Annotated in this window: 10 protein-coding genes; all 10 read left to right on the forward strand. The window is 44.4% G+C overall.

The window, feature by feature from the left end; all coding sequences use genetic code 11:
* Nucleotides 1-94: 94 nt before the first annotated feature.
* The 10 genes from FSB76_RS22350 (at nucleotide 95) to FSB76_RS22395 (ending at nucleotide 24094) form a co-directional block, all read left to right on the forward strand.
* Entirely contained in the window at nucleotides 95-3316 is a 3222-nt protein-coding gene (locus FSB76_RS22350; protein ID WP_158642954.1) for a family 78 glycoside hydrolase catalytic domain, read from the forward strand.
* Between the two features lie 55 nt (nucleotides 3317-3371).
* Nucleotides 3372-4802 (forward strand): arabinose isomerase, encoded by a 1431-nt coding sequence (locus FSB76_RS22355; protein ID WP_147057307.1) that lies wholly within the window; start codon nucleotides 3372-3374, stop codon nucleotides 4800-4802.
* 454 nt (nucleotides 4803-5256) lie between these two features.
* Entirely contained in the window at nucleotides 5257-8376 is a 3120-nt protein-coding gene (locus FSB76_RS22360) for a SusC/RagA family TonB-linked outer membrane protein (protein WP_147057309.1), read from the forward strand.
* A 19-nt stretch (nucleotides 8377-8395) separates the two neighbouring features.
* Nucleotides 8396-9865 (forward strand): RagB/SusD family nutrient uptake outer membrane protein, encoded by a 1470-nt coding sequence (locus tag FSB76_RS22365; protein WP_147057311.1) that lies wholly within the window; start codon nucleotides 8396-8398, stop codon nucleotides 9863-9865.
* Between the two features lie 102 nt (nucleotides 9866-9967).
* Nucleotides 9968-12511, forward strand: coding sequence for a glycosyl hydrolase (locus tag FSB76_RS22370; RefSeq protein WP_147057313.1), 2544 nt, complete (start codon nucleotides 9968-9970; stop codon nucleotides 12509-12511).
* Between the two features lie 25 nt (nucleotides 12512-12536).
* Nucleotides 12537-15311, forward strand: a complete 2775-nt coding sequence (locus FSB76_RS22375) for an alpha-L-rhamnosidase (protein ID WP_147061059.1) — start codon at nucleotides 12537-12539, stop codon at nucleotides 15309-15311.
* Between the two features lie 58 nt (nucleotides 15312-15369).
* Nucleotides 15370-17802, forward strand: coding sequence for an ABC transporter permease (locus FSB76_RS22380; protein WP_147057315.1), 2433 nt, complete (start codon nucleotides 15370-15372; stop codon nucleotides 17800-17802).
* Between the two features lie 100 nt (nucleotides 17803-17902).
* Entirely contained in the window at nucleotides 17903-19396 is a 1494-nt protein-coding gene (locus tag FSB76_RS22385; protein ID WP_147057317.1) for an alpha-L-fucosidase, read from the forward strand.
* Nucleotides 19397-19447: 51 nt separating this feature from the next.
* Entirely contained in the window at nucleotides 19448-21841 is a 2394-nt protein-coding gene (locus FSB76_RS22390) for an alpha-L-rhamnosidase-related protein (protein WP_147057319.1), read from the forward strand.
* A gap of 108 nt (nucleotides 21842-21949) precedes the next feature.
* Nucleotides 21950-24094, forward strand: a complete 2145-nt coding sequence (locus FSB76_RS22395) for a glycoside hydrolase family 31 protein (protein WP_147057321.1) — start codon at nucleotides 21950-21952, stop codon at nucleotides 24092-24094.
* The last annotated feature ends 47 nt before the right edge of the window (nucleotides 24095-24141 follow it).

Consider the following 24141-nt stretch of genomic DNA (forward strand, 5'->3'; position numbering starts at 1 on the left):
ACCCGGGATGCCGTCTTGCTTCTTTGATTTAAAACTATCTTTAAATTTTATTTTCATACCCAGAATCATGCATTTAACAGCCAAAAAAATAATTGTGACTTTTTTTGCGACCATTGTTTTTTTTGTAGCGGCGGCGAAAGACGGTATCCTGCCGGTTAATTTAGCATGTGAGCTGCGTAAAAATCCTTTAGGGATTGATGTGGCCAACCCCGGTTTAAGTTATACGCTTCAGGTTGCCGATGCCGCGGAACGAGGTGTCGTTCAAACGGCTTATCAAATATTGGTTTCCGGTAACGCTCAGTTTAAAACAGGCAGCATCCTCTGGGACTCCCGGCAGGTGAAAACCGACAGGATGGCGTTTATCAGCTATGCAGGTAAGGCATTGGTCTCCGGGCGGCAATATTTCTGGAAAGTAAGGGTATGGGACCAAAATGGCAGTGTATCAGCATGGAGTAAAACCGCTTCATGGACAATGGGGATGCTAAGCCCGGCCGACTGGAGAGCAGGATGGATAAGTGTTAAAGGCGCAGAAAAATATGCGCTCAGTCCGGTAGGCTATAAATCAGCTGATGCTGTGAGCGAAAACGAAACAAAATGGGTGCAGGTCGATCTCGGAAGTCCCCGGCCTTTTTCTGAGATTTTATTGTATCCTTTATTTTATGCCGATAGGGGCGGATACGCTTTTCCCCGCAGATTTCGGGTACAGGTTTCGAATGATGCGTCATTCCGAAATTCCACAACGGTGGCAAACTATACCGTTGATGATTTCAGGGCCGACCGTTATGCACCGGCGCATGTTTATAAAGGAAAGATTTCGGCACGTTATGTCCGGATTTCCGTAACTAAACTCGCGAATACCGGTTCTGCTTATGCTTTCGCGCTAAGGCAGATCGAAGTCATATCATCCGGAAAAAACATCGCGGCCGGCAAGCCGGTTTATGCATCAGATAGTGACGAAACCAACGGATTTCATAAAACGAACCTGACAGACAGGGTTCAGGATTACAAAACCTTTCCAAACTATTCTTCCGTGCTGTTCAGGAAAGATGTTAAGGTGAAAAAAGAGCTGGTGAGGGCTGTTATATTTGTCAGCGGCCTCTCTGCATACGAACTTACGATCAACGGAAAGAAAACAGGAAATTACCTGTTTAGCCCGGGCTGGACAGATTATAAAAAAACCGTGCTCTATGATACTTATGATATTACCGGCATGTTGAAGCGAGGAAATAATGTATTGGGCATCATGCTGGGGAACGGCATGTACAACATACAGCCGGATACCCTTCGGTATGTAAAGTTCCTGAATACGTTTGGCCCGGCAAAAGCTATCGCCCAGTTACGGTTGGAATATGCGGACAAAAGCGTGGAAATGATCGGCACAGACAAAACCTGGAAGGCAGCTCCGGGGCCGATTACTTATTCAAATCTTTACGGGGGCGAAGATTATAACGCAAACCTTCAATCCGAAGGCTGGGACAAGCCTGGTTTTAAAATAAAGGACACATGGCAGGCCGCATTGGAAACAGCCGGTCCGGGAGGAATACTAAAAGGCTTATCATGCGCGGCCCCCCCTGTTGCCGCTATCGATACCTTGATGCCGGTTAAAATAAATCCGGTTAGCAAAACGCTCCTGATATATGATTTTGGGCAAAATGCATCCATGATGCCTTTGTTGCAGGTCAGCGGCGCCAAAGGATCATCCGTCAGGATCATCCCATCAGAATTATTGGGTGAAAATGGCCTTGCGGACCGGAGCTCAGCTACGCAGGACGGGGTAAGGCCTGCATGGTGGCAGTACACATTGTCAGGTAAAGGAGATGAACACTGGTTCCCTAAATTCTTTTATCAGGGCGCCAGGTACCTGCAGGTAGAGCTGTACCCATCGCCGGATGGTAAACTGCCGCAGATAAAGCAACTGGCGGATGTCATTGTTCATTCCACCTCAAAACCCGTTGGTCGTTTCGAATGCTCAAATACGTTATTTAACCAGATCTATGGTTTGGTGCGCTGGGCTCAGCGCAGTAATATGATGAGTTTTATGACCGACTGCCCGCACCGTGAAAAAATGGGCTGGCTGGAAGAGAACCATTTGAACGGGCCTTCACTGCGGTATAACTTCGATATGTCCCTGCTTTTTAGGAAAACAATGAACGACATGGCCGATGCCCAGCTTGATAATGGGCTAATACCCAATATAGCTCCTGAATATTTTATAGCCGGTTCTCCGGATTTAAAAAATGGGATGCGCAACTCGCCCGAATGGGGCAGCTCCTTCATCATTGTTCCCTGGCAGCAATACCTGTTTTCTGGGGATATTTCGCTGTTGTCGCGTTATTACAGCCGAATGAAGCGTTATGTAGGCTTTCTGGCAAACGAAGCAAAAGACAATATCATCCATACCGGCCTTGGCGACTGGTACGACATCGGTCCGAAAGAACCCTGGGGGTCACAGCTGACACCTGTTTCGTTTACGGGCACCGCGATCTATTATTACGACAACTGGATCATGTACCGTATCGCGCAAACACTGGGCGAAAAGGAGGATGCGATACATTTTAAGCAGGCATACACCGAGATCAAAGAAGCCTTTAACAAAACTTTTTACAACAAAGAAAAGGGAATTTATGCAACCGGTTCCCAAACCTGCAGTGCAATGCCCTTGTTTTTCGACCTCGCCGGTGCGGGCAGCAGGCCGCAATTGTTAAACGCACTTGTAGATGATATCCATAACAATCAAAACAGCTTTACAACAGGGGAAGTGGGTTACCGCTTTCTGCTGCGTGCTTTGGCTGATGGCGGCCGGTCGGATGTTGTTTATGACATGAACAATCAGTCGGAACGGCCCGGGTATGGTTATCAGCTAAAAATGGGGGCGACGAGCTTAACAGAAAAGTGGGACGCGGGGGTAGGGAACTTTGGTTCTCAGAATCATTTCATGTCCGGACAGATCAACGAATGGTTTTTCAATGATTTGGTCGGGATCAGCCCCGATCCTGCCGGCCCTGGTTTTAAAGCCTTTGTCATCAAACCTACGATATTGAAAGCCTTGAACTGGGTTAAAGGTTCGTATCAATCGCTGAGCGGGGAAATAACCTGTGAATGGAAAAGAACCGGCAGCAAGATCATGCTTGATATAGTTGTTCCGCCAAATACGGTTGGAACTGTTTATCTGCCTGCAGGGGATTCGAAAAATATTGAGGAAACAGGCGGGAAAATTTCAGATAATGCAAATATCAAAATTATCGAAGCTGATAAAAAGAAAATGGTCTGCCGGCTGAAATCGGGGAATTATCATTTTATCTGCGCTGATCTTTAAACATAGGCAATCAGACCGGTTAATAACTTAAATAAACAATATATATACATACTACATGCAGCACAGCACATTAAAAATAGGATTGTTTGGAATAGGCCTGGACGCTTACTGGGAACAGTTTGACGGCTTAAAAGAGCGATTGGAAGGCTACCTGGCTATTGTCGAGACAAAGCTGGCAGCTATTCATCCCGGGATTATCAATCTCGGACTGATCGACACGCCGGGGAAGGCGTTTTCTGCGGGCAGTACTTTTCGAAAAGAGGATGTCGATATTATCTTCCTGTATGTGACCACATATGCACTCTCCTCAACTGTGCTTCCTGTGGTACAACGGGCCAAAGTACCGGTCATTATTTTGAATCTTTCGCCGCAGGGCGCAATCGACTATACCGCCTTTAATAGGATGACAGACCGCACCAGGATGACAGGGGAATGGCTGGCCTATTGTTCGGCCTGCCCGGTGCCGGAGATAGCGAATGTCTTTTCGCGTACGGGGGTCAAATTTCACCAGGTTACAGGCATGCTGCATAATGATGCCGCTTGCTGGGACGAAATAAGGGATTGGGTAGAAGCGGCGAAGGTGGCCAATATTATGGCATATAACCGGCTTGGCTGCATGGGGCATTACTACAGCGGCATGCTTGACATCTATTCGGACCTCACGCAGCAATACGCCACCTTTGGTGGACATATTGAATTGCTGGAAGTTGATGAGTTAGCGGACCTGAGGAAAGGCGTTACAGCAGACGAAATAGAACAGCGCGTGACGTTATTTAAGGAGGAGTTTGAGGTTACGGACGCTTGCACAGACGAAGAACTCCTGCGCGCGGCCCGAACTTCCGTCGCCCTCGATAAAATGGTGGAGATCCATCAGTTGGGTTCTATGGCCTATTACTATAAAGGCACCGGTAATTTCGATAATGAAGATACGATAAGTTCTATTATTTTGGGTAATTCGCTTCTGACCGCCAGGGGGATACCTGTGGCCGGTGAATATGAGATCAAAAATGCACAGGCAATGAAAATCCTGGACAGTTTTGGCGCAGGCGGCTCTTTTACGGAATATTACGCAATGGATTTTGACGCAGATGTTGTATTGATGGGACACGACGGGCCGGGACATATAGCAATCGCCGAAGGAAAAACAAAGGTGAGGCCGCTGCAGGTATATCATGGCAAAGTAGGTAAGGGCCTTTCTGTTGAAATGTCAGTAAAGAATGGCCCTGTTACATTGCTGTCTGTGGTAGAACAGGCCGGAGGAAGGCTCATGTTGCTGGTAGCAGAAGGTGAATCGGTTGCCGGAGCTATTCTGGAAATCGGAAATACCAATAGCCGGTATAAATTTCCGTTAGGAGCCCGCAAGTTTGTAAACGACTGGAATAGCTATGGCCCGGCACACCATTGTGCTGTAGGTATAGGTCATATCGGAACTAAATTGAATAAACTGGGCAAGCTGCTCAGTATCGATGTGATACAAGTTTGCTAATATCTGGTATACCGGAATAGGCTGCGTGATTTGGCCGGCTTCCCGAGGTGTTTTCGGGGGCGATTTAATAAAATGCTGTAGATCAATTGTTTGATTTGTTCCTGGAGCATTAAAAAAAACTTCTGTTGTATCATTTTATGCTATTGAAATATCATTTTGGATATTCTTTTATTAGGATACTAGTCTAAATTTGGTAACATAAAGGTTACATGCTTTCCAAATGCTGTAACTTGTTTTAAACCGATTATAAAATTTTTACCGCTTTCGTTTAGTATTCAAATTAATTACTGATCGCTCAGTTATGTTGTGCTTAATTAAAAATATGGGGAAGGAAAAATAGAAAAACAATAAGCAGGAATCAGTTGACTCCTGCTTATTCAAATGATTGTTATTGCCTGGTCGAAAAGATAATACAATCATTCAGTTAAATGATTAATTAACCTAATTCAAAATTATGAAAATTTTTACAAAATTATCCCCATCACCGGGGGAAGTATTGCGTAGTGTCTTTGTTTTACTGTCAGTTGTTATTTTGGTTTTCAGCGTCAATAGCATATCATTGGCACAGAACGTTAACAATGCTTCTTTATTTGAAGTATCCGGTCAGGTTGTTGCTGAGAATGGTGAAGCCCTTGTCGGGGTTACAGTAACCGAAAGAGGGACCAGTAAAGGCGCTGCTACCGATGTTAACGGCAGATTCAAAATTAAAGTGAGCAGCGGTAACGCTGTTTTAACAGTAAGGTACATTGGCTACGCGGTTAAGGAGGTTCCTGTAAACAACAGCAGCATCTTGAAAATACAACTGAGCAACGATTCCAAGGCTTTGAACGAAGTTGTGGTTGTAGCGTACGGAACGCAGAGAAAAGGCGATATAACCGGTGCCGTAACAACTATCAAAGCTACTGATGTAAAGGATCAGCCGGTAACCCAGTTCACGCAGAGCATCCAGGGAAAAACACCGGGCGTGCAGGTTAACCAAACTACCGGGATACCGGGGCAGGGCATACAGATCAGAATCCGTGGTGCGGCATCCTTCGGAACCGGTTCCCAGCCGTTATATGTGGTCGATGGTGTGCCTTTGGTCAGTGATATCAATAACATTAACCCGGATGAGATAGAAACCTTTACCATACTGAAGGATGCCTCTTCGACAGCTTTGTATGGTTCGAGAGCCGCGAATGGTGTAGTTATTATTACCACCAAGCACGCTAAAGCGGGACAAAATTCATTAACTTTTAACGCTTTTTATGGTGTCCAAAGTGTTCCGCAAAAAGGGCGCCCGGATATGATGAACGCTCAGGAGTTCGCGCAATACGAACAGGATGTGTTTGCGCAAAAAATCCTTTTGGGCCAGGCTACGAGTATCCCTGTTGAATATCAAAACCCGTCGCAGTACGCTGGTAAGGGGACAGATTGGTACAATGTTCTATTGCGTAATGCGCCGATTCAAAGCTATAACCTGTCTTTAAGCAGCGGGACTGAAAAATCAACCACAACCGCTACGCTTGGTTTTCTGAACCAGGATGGTGTGCTTATCGCGTCAAACTACAAACGGTATTCCCTGCGTGTTAATTCAGAGTATAAGTTCAACAGTAGAATTACCGTGGGTTTAAACGTAGCGCCGACATATGAGAAACTGGCGAATGGTAACAGCGATGGCAATATTTTTGGTGGCGGTATTATTCAAAACGCAATAACCAGCTCGCCGATTTCACCTTATAAAAACCCGGATGGGTCCTTGCCTTTAACTTCTCAGTCTCCCGGTCTTTTTGGTAACCCCAATTGGTATAGAGTAGCAACCGAGGCTACAAATAACACCCAAAAGGGGCGTTTGTTGTCCAATGCCTATGCTAATTTTGAAATTATAAAAGATCTGAATTTCAAGACATCTTTGAATATTGACTATGTGAATGAACAAAACCAACAATGGAATCCGTCTACAACGGGAGGTTTATTTGCCCCGCCACCAATTGTAGCCAACGCCGGTACATACAGCAGTATTTATTATTCATGGCTTGCAGAAAACACGCTAACTTATAAACATTCATTCGGTGATCATAATTTTGATGCACTGGTAGGTTATACCGCTCAGAAATATCATTCGGATTTTAACAGGGAATCGGGTTATGGTTTTCCAAATGATAACATATCGTCCTTAGCGGCTGCGACACAGTTTAATAATCCGCAATACGATATCCAGGAATGGTCGCTGGCTTCCTTCGTTTCACGTTTAAATTACAATTACAAAAATAAATACCTGGTTTCTGCATCGTTCAGAAGAGACGGGTCGTCCAGGTTTGCTCCTAATACCAAATATGGTAATTTTCCGGCGGTATCAGTGGGCTGGAACGCTTCAGAAGAACCCTTCATGAAAAAGATCACAGCTGTATCAGATCTTAAGCTGAGGGCGGGTTACGGCGTTAACGGTAATTTTAATATCCAGAATTATGGTTTTATACCTAATACCCAAACCAGTAATTATACTTTTAACGGAGTTTTAACTCCCGGCACCTCTATTTCGAATATCGGGAATAATAATTTAAGCTGGGAAAAATCCAGGCAACTGGATATTGGCGCCGATTTCAGCATCCTTAACGGGCGTATAGCGGTGAGTTACGATTATTTTCGCAAAATCACCTCTTCGCTGCTGTACCAGATTAATGTGCCCCGCGAATCAGGTTTCTCCAGTATATCTGATAATGTTGCCAAGCTGCGGTTTCAGGGCCATGAGTTTTCCATTAACAGCCAAAACCTTGTTGGTGCGCTCAAATGGTCAACAAATTTTAATATCAGTTTTGTACGCAGCAAGATCCTGAATCTGGGCCCGTACGGCACCTCTTTGCCAAGAAATACCAACGGATCCAATATCGAGATGATAGGACAGCCCTTAGGCATGTTCTATGGCTATAAATTTATCGGTGTTTATAAAAATCAGCAGGATTTTGATAATTCAGCGAAATACCTGGGTAGCGACTCGCCGTCAGCCGTCGGAACAGTTAAGTATGCGGATATCAACGGAGACGGTGTGATTGATCTGAAAGATCAAACCTTTATTGGTAATCCGAATCCGGATTTCACCTACGGTATGACCAATAACCTGTATTTCAAAAACTTTGATTTTGGCGTTACTGTATCAGGCGCTTACGGAGGCGACCTGCAAAACCGCACGTTAGAGTATACCCAGAACCTGGATGGTGTATTCAATGTAACCAAAGATGTTGCCAGGCGCTGGAAATCGCCTACAGATCCCGGGGACGGCGTGCATCCGAGAATTGTTGTAGGTACTGCCCTGGCCAGGTATACCAATTCCCGCTGGGTAACCGACGGCAGTTATCTTACCGTTAAGAATGTCACCTTGGGTTATACGATTCCGCTTAACAAAAACAATAATTATATCAAGAGCATAAGGGTTTACACCGGCGCACAGCAACTGTTTGTGTTTACCAAATACAAAGGTGCCAACCCGGAAGTTAGCGGAGTTGAGGGCAGCAGCCCTTTGAATATCGGTATTGATAATACTTCTTACCCGGTGCCGCGCACCTTTAGCTTTGGTGTAAATGTTAATTTAAAATAAAAGATATAATCATATAGTTATGAAAGTCAGGATATTATTAACGGCGGTATTGGCATTAAGCTTATCCGCCTGCAAAAAGAGTTTTATTGAACTAGTGCCTAAAACAGTTGTAACTGAAGCAACTTTCTTTAAAACCGCCAACGACTATACCCAGGCCGTGGTTGGATCATATGCACCTCTGCGTAGTATATACGGCGACGCATATGTGATGGGCGAAATGCGTTCGGACAACGCCACTTATTTTGCCAGCCCGGGTTTGCAGGGTGGCCAGTTTAGCGATAAATGGAACATTTCAGGCTTTTTGGATATCGCAATCAATATGAACGGTTTGAACAAATATGCGAATTGCTATGTGGGCATAGCCCGTACCAACGCTATTTTAGACCGCATTGATCAATCAACCATTGATCCCGCTGTAAAAGCAAATCTAAAAGGGCAGGCGCAATTTTTGCGGTCCTTTTATTACTTTGAGCTGGTACAGTATTTTGGAGGTGTACCCCTGCACTTGAAAGAAGTTAACTCTGTAGCGGAAGCTTCTTTACCACGCTCTTCGGCAGCAGATGTGTATAAACAGATTATAGCAGATGCTACCAGCGCTGCAGGCTTATTGCCGGCCAAGCAAACTACCATCGGCATGGTTACCAAAGGCTCGGCTAAAACATTGCTTGGCTACGTTTACATGACCTTAAAGAGGTACCCCGAAGCTGAGGCCGCGTTGAAAGACGTCACCACTTTAGGCTACAGCCTCGTGCCTGATTATGCCAATATTTTTGCCAACCGCAATACCGTCGAATCCATTTTTGAAATACAATACTTAGCCGGACCGCAAGGACAGCAAAATAATTTTGCATTTCAGTTTGCGCCAAATATTTCAAACGTAAAAAACATTTTAGGCGTGTCAGGAGATAATAAGACGACCGGGGGCTGGAACAAACCTACCCCGGATTTAATTGCCGCCTACGAAACAGGAGATACGCGTAAGGCCGCTTCAATAGCCTTTAGCTACGTGGATGGCGATGGTAATACCGTAAATGATACCTATTGCAAAAAGTACACTCACGGGCCTTATGCAACCTTTAATAATTGCGGTGATGACTGGATAGTTTACCGCTATGCAGATGTTCTACTGCTGCTGGCGGAATGTTTAAACGAAGAAGGTAAACCGGGGGAGGCTATTCCTTACCTTAATCAGGTTAGGGCACGGGCCGGCTTACTGCCGACAACGGCAGCAAGCCAGGTAGATCTGCGCGCGGCGGTTGCCAAAGAACGCAGGGTTGAACTGGCTTTTGAAAATCACCGCTGGCTGGATCTTGTTCGGACAGGACAGGCTATCAGCGTCATGACCGCGTTTGGGGTTAAAATTAAACAGCAGGAACCTTACCTGCCTGCCAGTGCTTACACCAATATCACAGCAAGCCGCTTCATTTTCCCCATACCTCAATCAGAGATCGATATCAATCATCAGCTTACGCAAAATCCGGGATATTGATATGGGTTTATTTGGTTAATAATGGTTAGAGTATGGCCTTAGGGCCATGCTCTTTTTTAAATTACAATTGCAAAACGCATATCAGGCTACTAATCATATATAATGAGACTATTTTACAAAACGACTCCATCTGCCGCATTTAAACCGGTTTTACACCTGCTGTTAATTAATCTTATTTGTTTTAGCGTCAGCGCGCAAAAGCGGCCTGCTCAACCGGTGGCCCAGGCTTTGGTACCTTCAGATCCGGCAGAGGTATTTAATCATCCTCCGCAAAGTGCCGGTCCAGGTGTGTTATGGATGTGGATGGGAGCGAACCTGAGTAAAAAAGGCATTACCAAAGATTTGGAGGCGCTGAAGAAGGAAGGCTTTACCAGTACTACTATGTTTAGCCTTGCTGATGTTACTACGCCCTGGGCCGGTAATATTAATAAAGGCCCGACTCCGGAGCTTATTTCCTGGACAGAGCCATGGTGGAAGCTGGTACGTCATGCCGCTGAAGAATCAAAAAGGCTCGGAATGGATTTCGGGATGTTTAACGGGCCGGGATATGAATCGAGCGGCGGGCCGTGGATTTCGCCGGAAATGTCAATGCAGGAGATTTGCTGGTCTACAGATACACTTTCGGGAGACAGGCACATAGACCTGGTTTTAAAACGGCCTAAAGTAAAACTGCGCGGCCATACACCATACCCTGTTTATAATCCCAACACCGGGTTGGTGGAAATTCCGGAAATAGCCTCAAGACAAACTTATTATAAAGACATCGCTGTGCTGGCTATTCCGGCCAACGGTGTAGTGCCATTAAATAAGGTGATAGACCTCAGCGCTAAAATGCAACCTGACGGCCAGCTCAACTGGGATGTGCCTCCGGGAAAGTGGATCATTTACAGGTTTGGTCATACTACTACGGGGACCTTGATCCAGCCTGCGCAATGGCAGGCTACTGGTCTTGAATGCGACAAAATGAGTAGGGAAGCCGTAAACTTTCACATGGATCATGTGGTGGGTGAAATTCAAAAACATCTGGGTGATCTGGTAGGTACCGGATTTAAAAGCGTTCATTTTGATAGCTATGAAGCCGGCTATCCCACGTGGACCCCAAAAATGAAAGAAGAGTTTGCTGCAAGAAGGGGGTATGATCTTACACCATACCTGCCGACTTTCGCCGGACGGGTAATCGGAGCAGACGGGCGCGACTCTGTTTTATTCGCAAAGGATTTTGATGTTACAGTAAAAGACCTGTACCGCGATGTTTATTTCGCTACTGTGGCCAAAAAATTACGTGAGGCCAACCTGACTTTTTTATGTGAGCCATATGGCGGCCCATGGCGACAGGATGAAGTCATGCCCTATGTAGGCACCGTTATGACCGAGTTCTGGACGTTTGGCGGCAACTATTCGCCTTATGAACTGGTTCCCACCGTAGCTGCTTTAAGGCGATCGGGACAGAATATAATCGAAGCAGAGGCCTTTACCAGTGACCCGAGGGATGCTAAATGGGACGAAACCCCGGAATGGTTAAAACCCATGGGCGATGCTGCTTTTTGCGATGGGGTAAACCGCATGGTGATACACCGTTTTGTGCAACAACCCTGGGACGATAAATATAAACCGGGATTAACCATGGGAGAATGGGGTACCCATTTCGACCGTACCCAAACCTGGTGGGAGCCAGGTAAAGCCATGGTTGAGTATTGGACCCGGTGCCAGGCTTTATTGCAATGGGGTGGAATCGCAGCGCCTTCCGCGAACGATTTTATAGCAAAAGATGTTACCGGTAAAATAACGGTGAGGCACATCCACCGCAAACGTCTTCATACAGATGTATATTTTGTAGCTAACGTATCGCGCAATGCGGGTACCGCGGTTTGCAGTTTTAATGTGACAGGCATGCAGCCAGAATTATGGGACCCGGTGACCGGAACTATGCGAGATTTGCCACAGTTTACGACAGAAGGCGTGAACACTGCAATCACACTTGATTTTGATAAGGCGCAAAGTTTTTTTATTGTATTCCGCAAAAAGGTTACAAATTCAACTCCTTTAACTGAAGATAATTTCCCTGCCCGAAAAGAGGCTTTAACAATTACAGGAAACTGGCAGGTTAAATTTGATGAGAAATGGGGAGGTCCGGTAGCGCCCGTAATGTTTACCTCTCTGCAGGATTGGACTTTGCAGCAAAATCCCGGTATCAAATATTACAGCGGTACCGCCGTTTATAAAAAAAACTTTGACCTTCCTGCCGGTTCAGCTGCCCTGGCTTCGGATACCTGGATTGATTTGGGTAATGTAAAAAACATCGCACATGTTTTAATTAATGACAAAGATCTTGGCGTAGCCTGGACTGCACCATGGAACGTGAAGATTCCCGCCGGTTTGCTTAAAAAGAGCGGAAATAAACTGGTAATTGAAGTTACTAATGTATGGGCCAACCGGTTAATAGGCGATGAACAGGAACCCGCAGATTGCGAGTGGCTGCCAGGGCACAGAGAGGGCCGTTTTTTAAAAGAATTTCCCGACTGGTTCCTAAATAACAAACCAAGACCATCAAAAGGGAGGTTCTGTTTTACTACCTGGAATTATTTTGATAAAAATTCTCCCTTACTCGCTTCCGGTTTAATGGGACCCGTACGAATCATGCAATAATAAATTATAAGTTAACTTAACAATGATGCTTAATTTCTGTTACAAAGCCTTTGCCTTCTGTTTGTTAGTTTTCGTTTCTTTTAAAGCCGACGCGCAAGTCGGGGTATATTCCTTAAAATGTGAATACAAAGATTATCCGGTCGGTTTAGAAAATCAAAAGCCACGTTTGGGCTGGATGTTATCATCAAAGCAACGCGGTTGTTTGCAAACAGCTTACCGGGTGCTTGTTGCTGATGATTCGTTACAGCTGCAAAAGAATACCGGTAACATCTGGGACTCCGGCAAAGTGCGCTCTGATCAGTCGATCCAGGTAGGTTTTGCAGGAAAAAAACTCTTAGCTGTAAAAACGTATTATTGGAAGGTCATGGTTTGGGACAATCATAGCCGCGTATCTGGCTGGAGCAAACCAGCGAAATGGCAAATGGGTTTATTAAATGCTGATGACTGGAATGGTGCTCAATGGATAGGTTACAATAAAATGCCCGATTCGCTTCTTATTGTACCCGCCATAGATAATCCCGGGGACAGCAGGTGGAATAAAGGCAATGATATTCTGCCCCTGGTGCGAAAAGAATTTAAAATAATCAAGCAGGTTAAAAAAGCTACTGTTTTTATAACCGGGCTGGGGCAATTTGAATTAAGCTTAAATGGAAAAAAAATAGGAGATCACTTTTTAGATCCCGGCTGGACACAATATTCCAAACATGCTTTATATGTGACTTTTGACATCACCAGCCAATTGAAAACAGGCAATAACGTATTTGGTGTAATGCTTGGCAACGGCTTTTATTACGTGCCCGGCGACAGGTATCATAAACTTAAAAGTGCATACGGTTATCCCAAAATGATTTGCCGTACCGTCATTGAATATACCGATGGTACAATTGGCAATATCATCAGTGATGGCAATTGGAAAACTGCTCCTGGTCCGGTTACTTTCTCCAGTATTTATGGCGGTGAAGATTATGATGCCAGGCTGGCGCAGCAAGGCTGGGATATGCCCGGTTTTAACGATCGTGAATTTAAACAGGCGGTTATTGTTGACGGGCCGCCATTGCTGGAGTCGCAACAGGAAGAACCACTAAAAATACTTGATGAATTTGGCGTAAAAAAACTTACGCAGCCTAAACCCGGGGTATGGGTTTATGATATGGGCCAAAACGCGTCTGCTATTCCATTTATAAAGGTGACAGGCAAACGCGGTGCGGTGGTAAAAATAACGCCCGCCGAACTATTGGACGATAAGGGTATGGCACTGCAGACTGCTGTGGGAGCCCCGGTTTATTTTAACTATACACTTAGAGGTAAAGGTGAAGAAGCATGGCATCCGCAATTTATGTATTACGGGTTCAGGTATATCCAGGTGGAAGGCGCAGTGCCCGATAAAGAGAAGAACACAACAGGCTTACCTATTATTACCGGTATCAAAAGCTTACACACCAGAAACGCGGCAGCTACCATCGGCACCTTCAATTGTTCCAATGAACTGTTTAATAAAACATTCAAACTGATAGATTGGGCCATCAGGAGCAACACCGTAAGTGTTTTTACTGATTGCCCGCACCGCGAAAAACTCGGCTGGCTGGAAGAGGCGCATTTGGTTGGTAGTTCCATTCGCTATAATTATGATATTGCAACCTTGTGTCGAAAAGTAATCCGGGATATGATCCATTCACAAACAAACGATGGCTTAATTCCTGATATAGCGCCTGAATATGTGCAGTTTGGCGGCGGCTTTCGTGATTCGCCAGAATGGGGCAGCAACGGCGTAATTATGCCATGGTATGTCTACCAGTGGTATGGCGACGAAGAAGTGCTGAAAGAAAGCTATGATATGATGACCCGTTACGTAGCCTATCTTGAAAAGAAATCAAAAAATCACATCCTGTATTTTGGTTTGGGTGATTGGTATGATATCGGTCCGAGGGATCTTGGGCCGTCACAGCTGACGCCTGGTGGGATTACAAGTACGGCAATTTATTATTACGATCTTACTTTGATCTCAAAAATTGCCAGGATCATAGATAAAGATGATGATGCAAAAAAATATGAAGCTTTAAGCGCCGAAGTTAAAAAGGCTTATAACGATACTTTTTATCATAAGCAAACTTACCAGTATGGTTCAGGCAGCCAAACTGCCAACGCGATATCCATATTTATGGGCCTGGCTGATGAGGCTGACAAGCCAAAAGTGCTGGCCAACCTTATTAAGGATATCCGGAGCCATAACAACGGCATTACCGCAGGAGATATAGGCTACAGGTACCTGCTGAGAGTGTTGGATGAGGCTGGCCGCTCTGATGTGATCTTTGATATGAATAACCGTTCAGATGTGCCCGGATATGGTTACCAGATAGCGCAAGGGGCAACCTCGCTTACCGAATCATGGCAGGGTAACAGGATATCATCCAACAACCACTTTATGCTGGGCCATTTAATGGAATGGTTTTACAGCGGTTTGGGTGGTGTAGCTGCTGATACAGGATCAACTGCTTTTAAACATATCATCTTCAGGCCCGAACCCATAGGCGATGTGAAAAAGGCGAAAGTGAAGTTTTTATCGCCCTATGGCACAATAGCTAATGAATGGACAAAAACTGACCAGTCATTTGTGATGAACGTAATTATACCTGCCAATACCCGGTCAACAATTTATTTGCCTGCCAAAGCAGGCAGCGTTATTACCGAGTCTGGCAAAAATGTAAAAAACAACAATAATATCAGCTTTATAAAATTTGAAAACGGCAAGGCCGTATTAGAGGTGGGCGCTGGTAAATATTCTTTTACCGTAAATAATTAGTCGTTTGTTTCAGGTAAACATTAAAGATATATCTGCAATGGATTTAAAAATATAGCGTATGCTCTTAAATATAAGTAGTTTAAAAAGTACATTTCGCCTTCAAAAACGCCATAAAGGATTAAGCCTGATCAGTATGCTTGGCATTATATTAGGGCATATCGTTTTTTTCCTGATCGTTTCCTACGCATGGTATGAGAAAAGTTTTGATAAATTTCATCAGCATGTTGATGAAATATTTCGGGTATCATACAGCCGTTATGATCAGGGCACCATGCAGTACAACACTGTTAACTCGTTCTTTCCCACCGGGCCTTATTTAAAGGCAAATTGTGCCGGGGTTGTCAACAGCACAACCATAGCAAGAAACTATAACATTACCATATCATCGGCCGAAGCAGGCGTACAGCCATTTTATTTTAATGAAGAAAAAGCATATTATGCGCCATCTTCATTTCTGTCTGTATTTTCCTACCCGCTGATCAAAGGAAACCCGCTTGACCTTGACAAGCCCAATACCGTATTTATCACACAAAGCATCGCCCAAAAATATTTCGGTAACCAGGATGCTATCGGAAAAACAATTAAAGTCAATGGCAATACAACATATAGCATAGCGGGTGTTTTGAAAAATCTGCCAACTAATACGCATCTCAAATTTAATTTTCTTTTTTCGTTGCCAACCCATGTAAATCAGTTAAAGAAATGGATCGATATTACCAATCACTGGTATGGTTACGATTTATTTTACACATACATACAGCTTAAGCCGGGGGCGGATCCGGCCCTTGTTGAGAAAATGCTGCCGGTTATGGTTGAAAAAAATTATGGCGACAAATTAAGGGGGGCTAAACAGCGTGATATTTTCGCTTTACAAAAGTTAACGGATATTCATTTGTACTCCAATCTGGAATGGGAAACGGAGAAGCCGGGAAACGGCCAGGCCATCAATATCCTGATTGGGTTTGCTGCATTTATTTTATTGATAACCTGGGTAAATTATATTAACCTGATTTCATCACAGGCCGTAGAACGGGCAAAAGAAGTCGGCATACGTAAAACCCTCGGTTGCTCTAACAGGTCAGTACTGCTAAAGTTTTTTTCGGAAGTTGTCATAGTAAATATAATCAGTCTCTGTATTGCCGCCATTTTGCTGCTGCTGGCCAGCTTCATATTATCAAGCCGGTTTGAGTTTTTCTCAACAGAAATTTATGCTGATATTAAGTTCTGGATGATCATCGCCGGTATAACAATAAGCGGCGTACTTATTACAGGTTTTATTATTGCAGTTGTCATAGCCAGGTTTAACCCGATAGATGTTTTAAAGGGAAAGCTGGTTGTTACTACCAAGAGTTTGCTTTTGCGGAAATCATTAATCGCGTTTCAGTTCATTATATCATTCATTCTGATTACCGGAGCCCTGATCGTTTATGACCAAAGTGCTTTTTTATTGAAAAAGGATAAAGGACTTGATCATACAGCTGTATTATCCGTGAAATTTCCAAAAATACTAAACACCGGTGATAAAGCGGAAAACCTTACCTACAACTTTAAGCAACAGCTCAAAGCCTTAAAATGGGTTAAGAACATCACTATTGCCACGGATATGCCCGAAAAAGAAATAGAAAATTTTGGCAGTATGTTCAGGCCTCAATTGGGCGCAAGTGATGATAAGGCTTATTTCCGGGTAGGTGTTGATGATAATTATTTTAATTTTTTTAAAATAAAGCTGCTTGCAGGAAGATTGTTTTCAAAAGATATGGGGTTGGAGAGAAACTCCCTTATTTTAAACGAAAGTGCAGTGAAGAAACTGGGTTTCAATACAACCGCGGAAGTTATCGGCACCATGGTAAACAATGGACGGACAATCATCGGTGTAGTAAGTGACTTTAACTACAGGTCGGTAAAAGTTAAACCGGTGGCTACAATGTTTAATTTCCAGCAGGCGGCATCTTATTTTGGTATTAAACTTTATGAAAATGAATTTAATTTAAAAGATCATATTGCCGAATTGAATAAGATTTACGGGCGGATATTTCCAGGCAATCCTTTTGAATATGTGTTTTTGGACGACGCGATGAAGCAAGACCTCCAGCCCGACCTGGATTTTGCCAGAATCTTTGGCTTTTTCTCCCTGATTTCTATCGTTATTTCCCTGATCGGCTTATTGGGGCTGGTGATCGTTGATCTTAATCAAAGGGTAAAGGAATTAGGTATTCGCAAAGTAATCGGCGCCGATTTGAAACATATCATGATGCTTGTTATGTATAAATTCTCTATACCAATAGGAATAGCCCTGCTTATCGGTACCCCAATATCGGTATGGGGTTTTTCAAATTGGATAAATAGTTACTATGTTTATCATATAGCTGTTAATGTCTGGTATTTTATTATTCCTGCCCTGATATTGCCCGTCCTTGCTGCATCGATCATCTCCGTCCAGGTTTTACGGGTTGACCGTCAAAAAATCATTACCTCACTTAAATATGAATAGTAATTCAACCCTTTCCTGAACATTGTTCAGGAAAGGGTTGTGAAGCATAATAAAGCTTTTTAGTTAGTATCATTTGATAATTTATATACCTAATATTAGTATGTTCAAAGCCCTTTTTCGAAAGTTGATTTTTGGAAGCGCGCTGATTCTTTGCGCAAGTAAATTAGATGCACAGGAACGTTTCCAGGCGGACTGGCAATCTTTAAAAAAATACCAGATACCTGAATGGTTCCGGGATGCAAAATTCGGCATCTTTATTCACTGGGGTGTATATGCGGTGCCTGCCTACAAATACGAGTGGTATCCCAGGCATATGTACAACCAGGGAAGCGACGAATATCAACACCAGGTGGCAACCTATGGTCCGGAGAACAAGTTTGGATATAAAGACTTCATCCCTATGTTCAAGGCTGAGAAGTTTGACGCGGATGCCTGGGTGGCCTTATTTAAAAAGGCGGGGGCGAGGTATGTAGTACCTGTGGCCGAACATCACGATGGTTTTGCTATGTATAAAACCTCGCTATCAAAATGGAATGCTGCCGAAATGGGCCCCAAACGTGATATTATCGGGGAACTCGCCGCTGCGGTTCGGAAAAGTGGTCTTATTTTCGGGCTTTCATCGCACCGCATAGAACATTGGTGGTTTATGGGGGAAGGAACTAAATTTGATTCAGATGTAAAGGACCCGGCCTATGCCGATTTTTATGGTCCGGCTAAAGTTTACGACCCGTTCAGTAAAAAGGCGGATAATGTAAGGCCTATCATGAGCCCGGAATTTATGAACGACTGGCTGATGCGTAACATAGAGCTGGCGGATAAATATAAGCCACAGCTTTTCTGGTTCGACTGGTGGATAGAACAGCCTGAACTGGAGCCTTATCGGAAATCGTTTGCTTCGTACTACTATAATAAAGGGCTGGAATGGGACAAGGGAGTTGTACTGAACTATAAAAACGAAACGGCTTTCCCGGAAGGTACCGCGGTTTTTGATATGGAAAGAGGTAAACTGGCCGGAATCCATGAGCTGGCCTGGCAAACTGACGACGCCATTGGTAATCAATCCTGGGGATATGCGGAAGGCAACACTTTTAAAACGGCGCAATATGTCATCGCCAACCTGGTAGATATCGTCAGTAAAAATGGCAACCTGCTTTTAAATATCGGTCCGCGTGCCGATGGCACGATAACCGATGAGGAAACGCAGGTATTGTTAGGTACCGGCCAATGGCTCAGCGTGAATGGTGAAGCTATTTATGGCACCCGCCCATGGAAAGTATATGGAGAGGGGCCCACTGTATCAGCCAGCGGCCAGTTCGGAGATCAAAAGATTCCGTTCACTTCAAAAGATATTCGCTTTACTGTAAAAGGAAATACACTTTATGCGATAACGCTTGCATTACCAGCAGTGAATGAAGTCGTTACGATCAAGTCGCTGGGTGCAGCTGCAGGAAACGGGGCGGTTGCCAGTGTAGAGCTTGTGGGCAGCAAAGGAAGGCTGAGCTGGAAACAAAGCAACAAGGCTTTGACCATAACGAACCCAGGCAGCTTCCCCGCGGGTAATGCCGCAGCTTTCAGCATCACATTTAAAAAATAAATACCGGTTAAGGTCCGGGGCGGTGAAATTGTAATAAAAGCTTAACAAGTCATGTTCAAACCGAATCATAAAAATGTACGCCTGGGCATTGTTTTAATACTGCTTAATTTTTCATTTATTGCAAATGCCCAGGACAGGGTGTCAAAAATATTGGATAAAAATTATATCTGGAGCGTTCAGGACACCAGTAAAAGGGGCGATCTGCACATGGTTTTCAGAAAAAACTTTGTTGTGACAGACATCAGCAACCGGGCTACGCTCAATCTCTTTGCCTATAATCGTTTCTCGGTTTTTATCAATGGTAAATATTTGATGCGCGGCCCTGTACGTTTCGAAAATAAAGGGCCGGAGTATGCCAGCATCAATATATCACCCTATCTTAAAAAAGGCAATAACACGCTTGTGGTGGTGGTACACCGTTTTGACCATACCGGGCAGATTATGGCCCACGAGGCCGGCTTTACCGCCGTTGTAGAACTAAAAGGCACCAGGAACACACAAATAAAAACGGACGATAGCTGGAAAGTATCGCCAGAACTGTCCTATACGGATCGCCCCTTTGCCTGGTCGTCTATCCGTGAAAATATCGATGCCCGTAAAATGCCTGCCGGTTATATCTACCCCGATTTTAAGGATCAATCGTGGAGCAATGCGGTTAAAGTTAAAAACTTAGTTAATTTCTCATCCCTTCGCAAGCAGGAACTTCCTTTTCAACGGGAAACGGTCATCAGCAATTTGATCATCAATGGTAAAGCGGCTGACATGCAGCTACCGTTCACCATCAAAAAAGGCGATACGCTTAAAGTGAGCCTCCCGGATTATTGCCAGGCTTACCTGAGTTTGGACCTTGATGCGGAAGCAGGAGCCGTTTTGCGTTTGTTTGATAAAGATGGTGAACTCAATAACTCCTATACCACACGCAACGGTTTACAAAACTATACCACCTTTGATACCTACGGAACCAAGCATTTCACCATTTATGCAGCACGTGGTAGTATGAGGTTAAACCGGTTAAGCGCAATCGAGAGAGGGTATCCTTTTAAACGTACCGGGAGTTTTGCAAGCAGCGATAAACTGCTCAATAGTTTGTGGGACAGGCTTACACGCTCCTTACAAATCCTGAGTGAAGACGCCTATGACGATTGTGCCGACCGTGAAAGGGTAGAATGGATGGACTGCGATCCGCCTGCGTTCGATGTTACCCGCACCGTTATGCAAGGCCCTGATCTTAACGGGAAGCCTATGTATGCAGATACACGTTTATTGAAGCAAATGCTACGCCGTACCGCTTTAAGTCAGCAGCCGGACGGACGGGTCAAAGCGCATACCTGTTCAGACAGGTGGGATATTCACGGTTATATGGAAGACCGGACCTGTGATTGGGTTGAAGGCGTTAGAAGATATTACGAAAGCAGCGGCGACAAGGCCTTCATTGAAGAAATGTGGCTGCCGATAACCAAACAACTAAATTGGTTCCTGGCCCGCCGTACAGGAAGAGGTTTGGTGAAAGCCAGGGAATGGGAGGTATCTACCAACCCCTTACGTTACCAGGTTTGTGAAGGTACTGGTTTAAATGCTTTTTTATATAAAGCGCTTGCTGATGCCGCGTACCTGGGAAAAATAATAAGACAAAACAAACAAGCCATAGTTTTTGACGATGCTGCCCGAAAACTTCGTACGGCTATTAATCAACACCTTTGGGACAAAAAACTGGGAACTTATTACAGTGGTTATATGGATGATGAGGCTGCCGCTAAAAAATTATTTGCAGCGCAGCATATGAATATTAATATGGAAGACGGCCGCGCCGAGCCAACATTTGAGGCCGCGATCTTTGCCCTTGATCAGGAAGTGGTACCTGCCGCCCGCTTAGATAGTGTAAAAAAGTTTTTGAAAACCAGGTTGGACAAGCCATATTGTTTCATGACCTATTATTACAGTTTTAAACAGATGTATGCCGAAAATAATAACAAAACAGATGAAAAGATATTGGATATGATCCGTGAACGGTGGAAACCAATGCTGGATTATGACTGGCAAACATCCTGGGAACATTATTTTGAAGAGGGAAGTAAAGTACATGTGTATGGCATTTTTCCGGCTTACTTTTTTAGCGCTTATGTATTAGGGATAAGACTGGATGGCCCGGTATGGGCCAAAAAGCTAGTAATCGATCCCCGATTGGGTGACTTGAGCTATGCCAGCGGAACGGTAATTACCGAATTTGGTAAAGTAGTCGTATCATGGACTAAAACTTTAAAAGGAATGAAGTTTACTGTAGATGTGCCCAAAGGGGTAAGTGCCACGCTTAAATTCAACGGAGAACATCAGGTAGCCGATCTGCAGTTAAACAATAAAAAAAGAGAGCTTAAAAAAGCGAGAGATCAATTTGTTACCCCTTTAAGTGGCGGGAAATGGTCGGGTAGTATCAGCTATCGGCAGTAAAACAATTTTTGCTCCTTATTTTTATTAAAAAGCTGCATATAAAAATACGCTATAGCGCTTAACCGCTGCTTAGCGTATAGGATATAAACATCAGATATATTGTTATTTATGAATTTTTTAAGGTACTTATTGACCGGACTGTTGCTTCTGACATCCACGTCACTGGTTTATTCGCAAAATATCAAATGGCTTGAAGTAGAGCCAGGTATCTGGAAAGGTATCATTGGTAAACCCGAAAATTTCGACCTGTTAAAAGCGTCCGGGGCGGTTGCGGTGCACCAGGGGCTGTCAGATATGGGTCAGGCAAAATTCCCCTTAGGCGAATCAGATATAACGGCAAAAGTGACAGACGGTAAAACGTACCTGCATTTTCCTTTGTCCCAAAATGAACAATTATATGGTTTGGGTTTGAATTTTAAAACCGTGCAACAACGCGGTAGAATTTTAACATTGCATGTAGATAATTATGAGGGAAAAGATAACGGGCGCACGCATTCGCCTACGCCGTTCTATATTTCATCAAACGGATACGGCGTTTTTATCAACAGCGCGAGGTATATCCAGGTTTATGCTGGCACTGCTGTCAGGACTGACAGTAAAAATCCTCCCATCGCCCAGGACCGGAATACCGATGATAACTGGTCGGCGCGCCCTTATTCTGACGGCGTTGATATTCTTGTACCCGCACAAGGTGTTGAGGTGTATGTTTTGGGCGGTCCTACCATGCTCGATGCTGTACGCCGATATAACCTGCTGAGCGGCGGCGGTTGTTTGCCGCCGCGCTGGGGCTTGGGTTTCACCCAGCGCGTACAGCGCTTATCTACAGCGGCCGACGTACTGAAAGAAGCAGATGCCTTTGAAGAGAAGGGATATCCGCTTGATTTTATCGGCTTAGAGCCGGGTTGGCAAAGTAAATCGTATCCATGTACCTTTGAATGGGATAAATCCCGGTTTCCTGACCCCAGGGGTTTTGTAGGGGCTATGCTGAAGAAGAATGTCAGGCTTAATTTATGGACCAATCCTTATATCTCGCCGGAGTCGCCGATTGCTAAAATCATCGCGGGATATACAGGGTCGCATTCCGTGTGGGTTGGCGCCGTCGCGGATATCACGATACCGGAAGCAAGGCAGGTTTTTTTTGGCGAGCTGTCGAAAAATAAAATAGACATTGGTGTAAGCGGGTTTAAAATAGATGAAGTTGACGGCGGCGACGAATACCTGTGGCCGGATGTTGCCACCTTTCCGTCTGGGCACAGCGCGGAGCAAATGAGACAGACCTACGGCCTGATGATGCAGCGCTATGTTACCGGGCAATACCATCAACTTAACCGGCGCACTTTTGGTTTGGTGCGAGCCTCTAATGGCGGCGGTTCATCTTTTCCCTTCGTTATTTATAACGATTATTACAACCACCGCGATTTTATAACTGCTTTAATAAACAGCGGCTTTGCCGGCGTTTTATGGACACCTGAAGTAAGGGACTCTAAAACTGCTGAAGAATGGCTGCGGAGGTTTCAGTCAAATATATTTTCGCCTATGGCGATGATCAACGCCTGGGAAAGCGGAACCAAGCCCTGGACATTTCCTGAAGTAGCCGCGCAGGTTAAGCAAATGGCTGCTTTACGTATGCAAATGATGCCTTATTGGTATAGTGAATTTGCTAAATATCATTTTAAAGGCATACCGCCATTCCGGTCGATGGTACTGGAAGATGGTTTTGGGAACCATGACCTGATCAAAAATACCAATGACGTCAATCTGAAAGACTACCCCTATGGCCGGGTCATTACGCAGGAAGTCAAAGACCAGTATATGGCCGGCCAGTATCTCCTGGTTGCACCCATGTTTAACGGCGAAACCAGCCGGAAAGTCATTTTGCCAAAAGGTAACTGGTATGACTTTTACACAGGGAAATATGCGGGTAACGGCGAAGTGATCAGCGTTATGCCTGGTTTAGACAAGATTCCGGTATATGTCAAGGACGGGGGGATCATACCTATGATGCCAGCTACGCTCCACGCCCCAAAAGCAAATGAAAAAGTGGATCTGGAAATCAGGTATTACGGTAACAAACCCGGGTACTATTTATTATATGATGATGATGGCGAAACATTTGAATATGAAAAAGGAGCCTGGTCCTTCAGAAAGATTAAGGTAGAACTTAAAAAGGGAAAGATTGCTGGTGAAATATCTGCACCCGTTAAGGGAAAGCCAAATACCATTGGTAAGGTAACCTTCAAAAAAATGGGATAGGGCAGGTCAGCACGATAGGTAGCGCTTTCCATTAATTTATATTTTAT

This window comes from Mucilaginibacter ginsenosidivorax, from assembly GCF_007971525.1.
GTDB lineage: Bacteria > Bacteroidota > Bacteroidia > Sphingobacteriales > Sphingobacteriaceae > Mucilaginibacter > Mucilaginibacter ginsenosidivorax.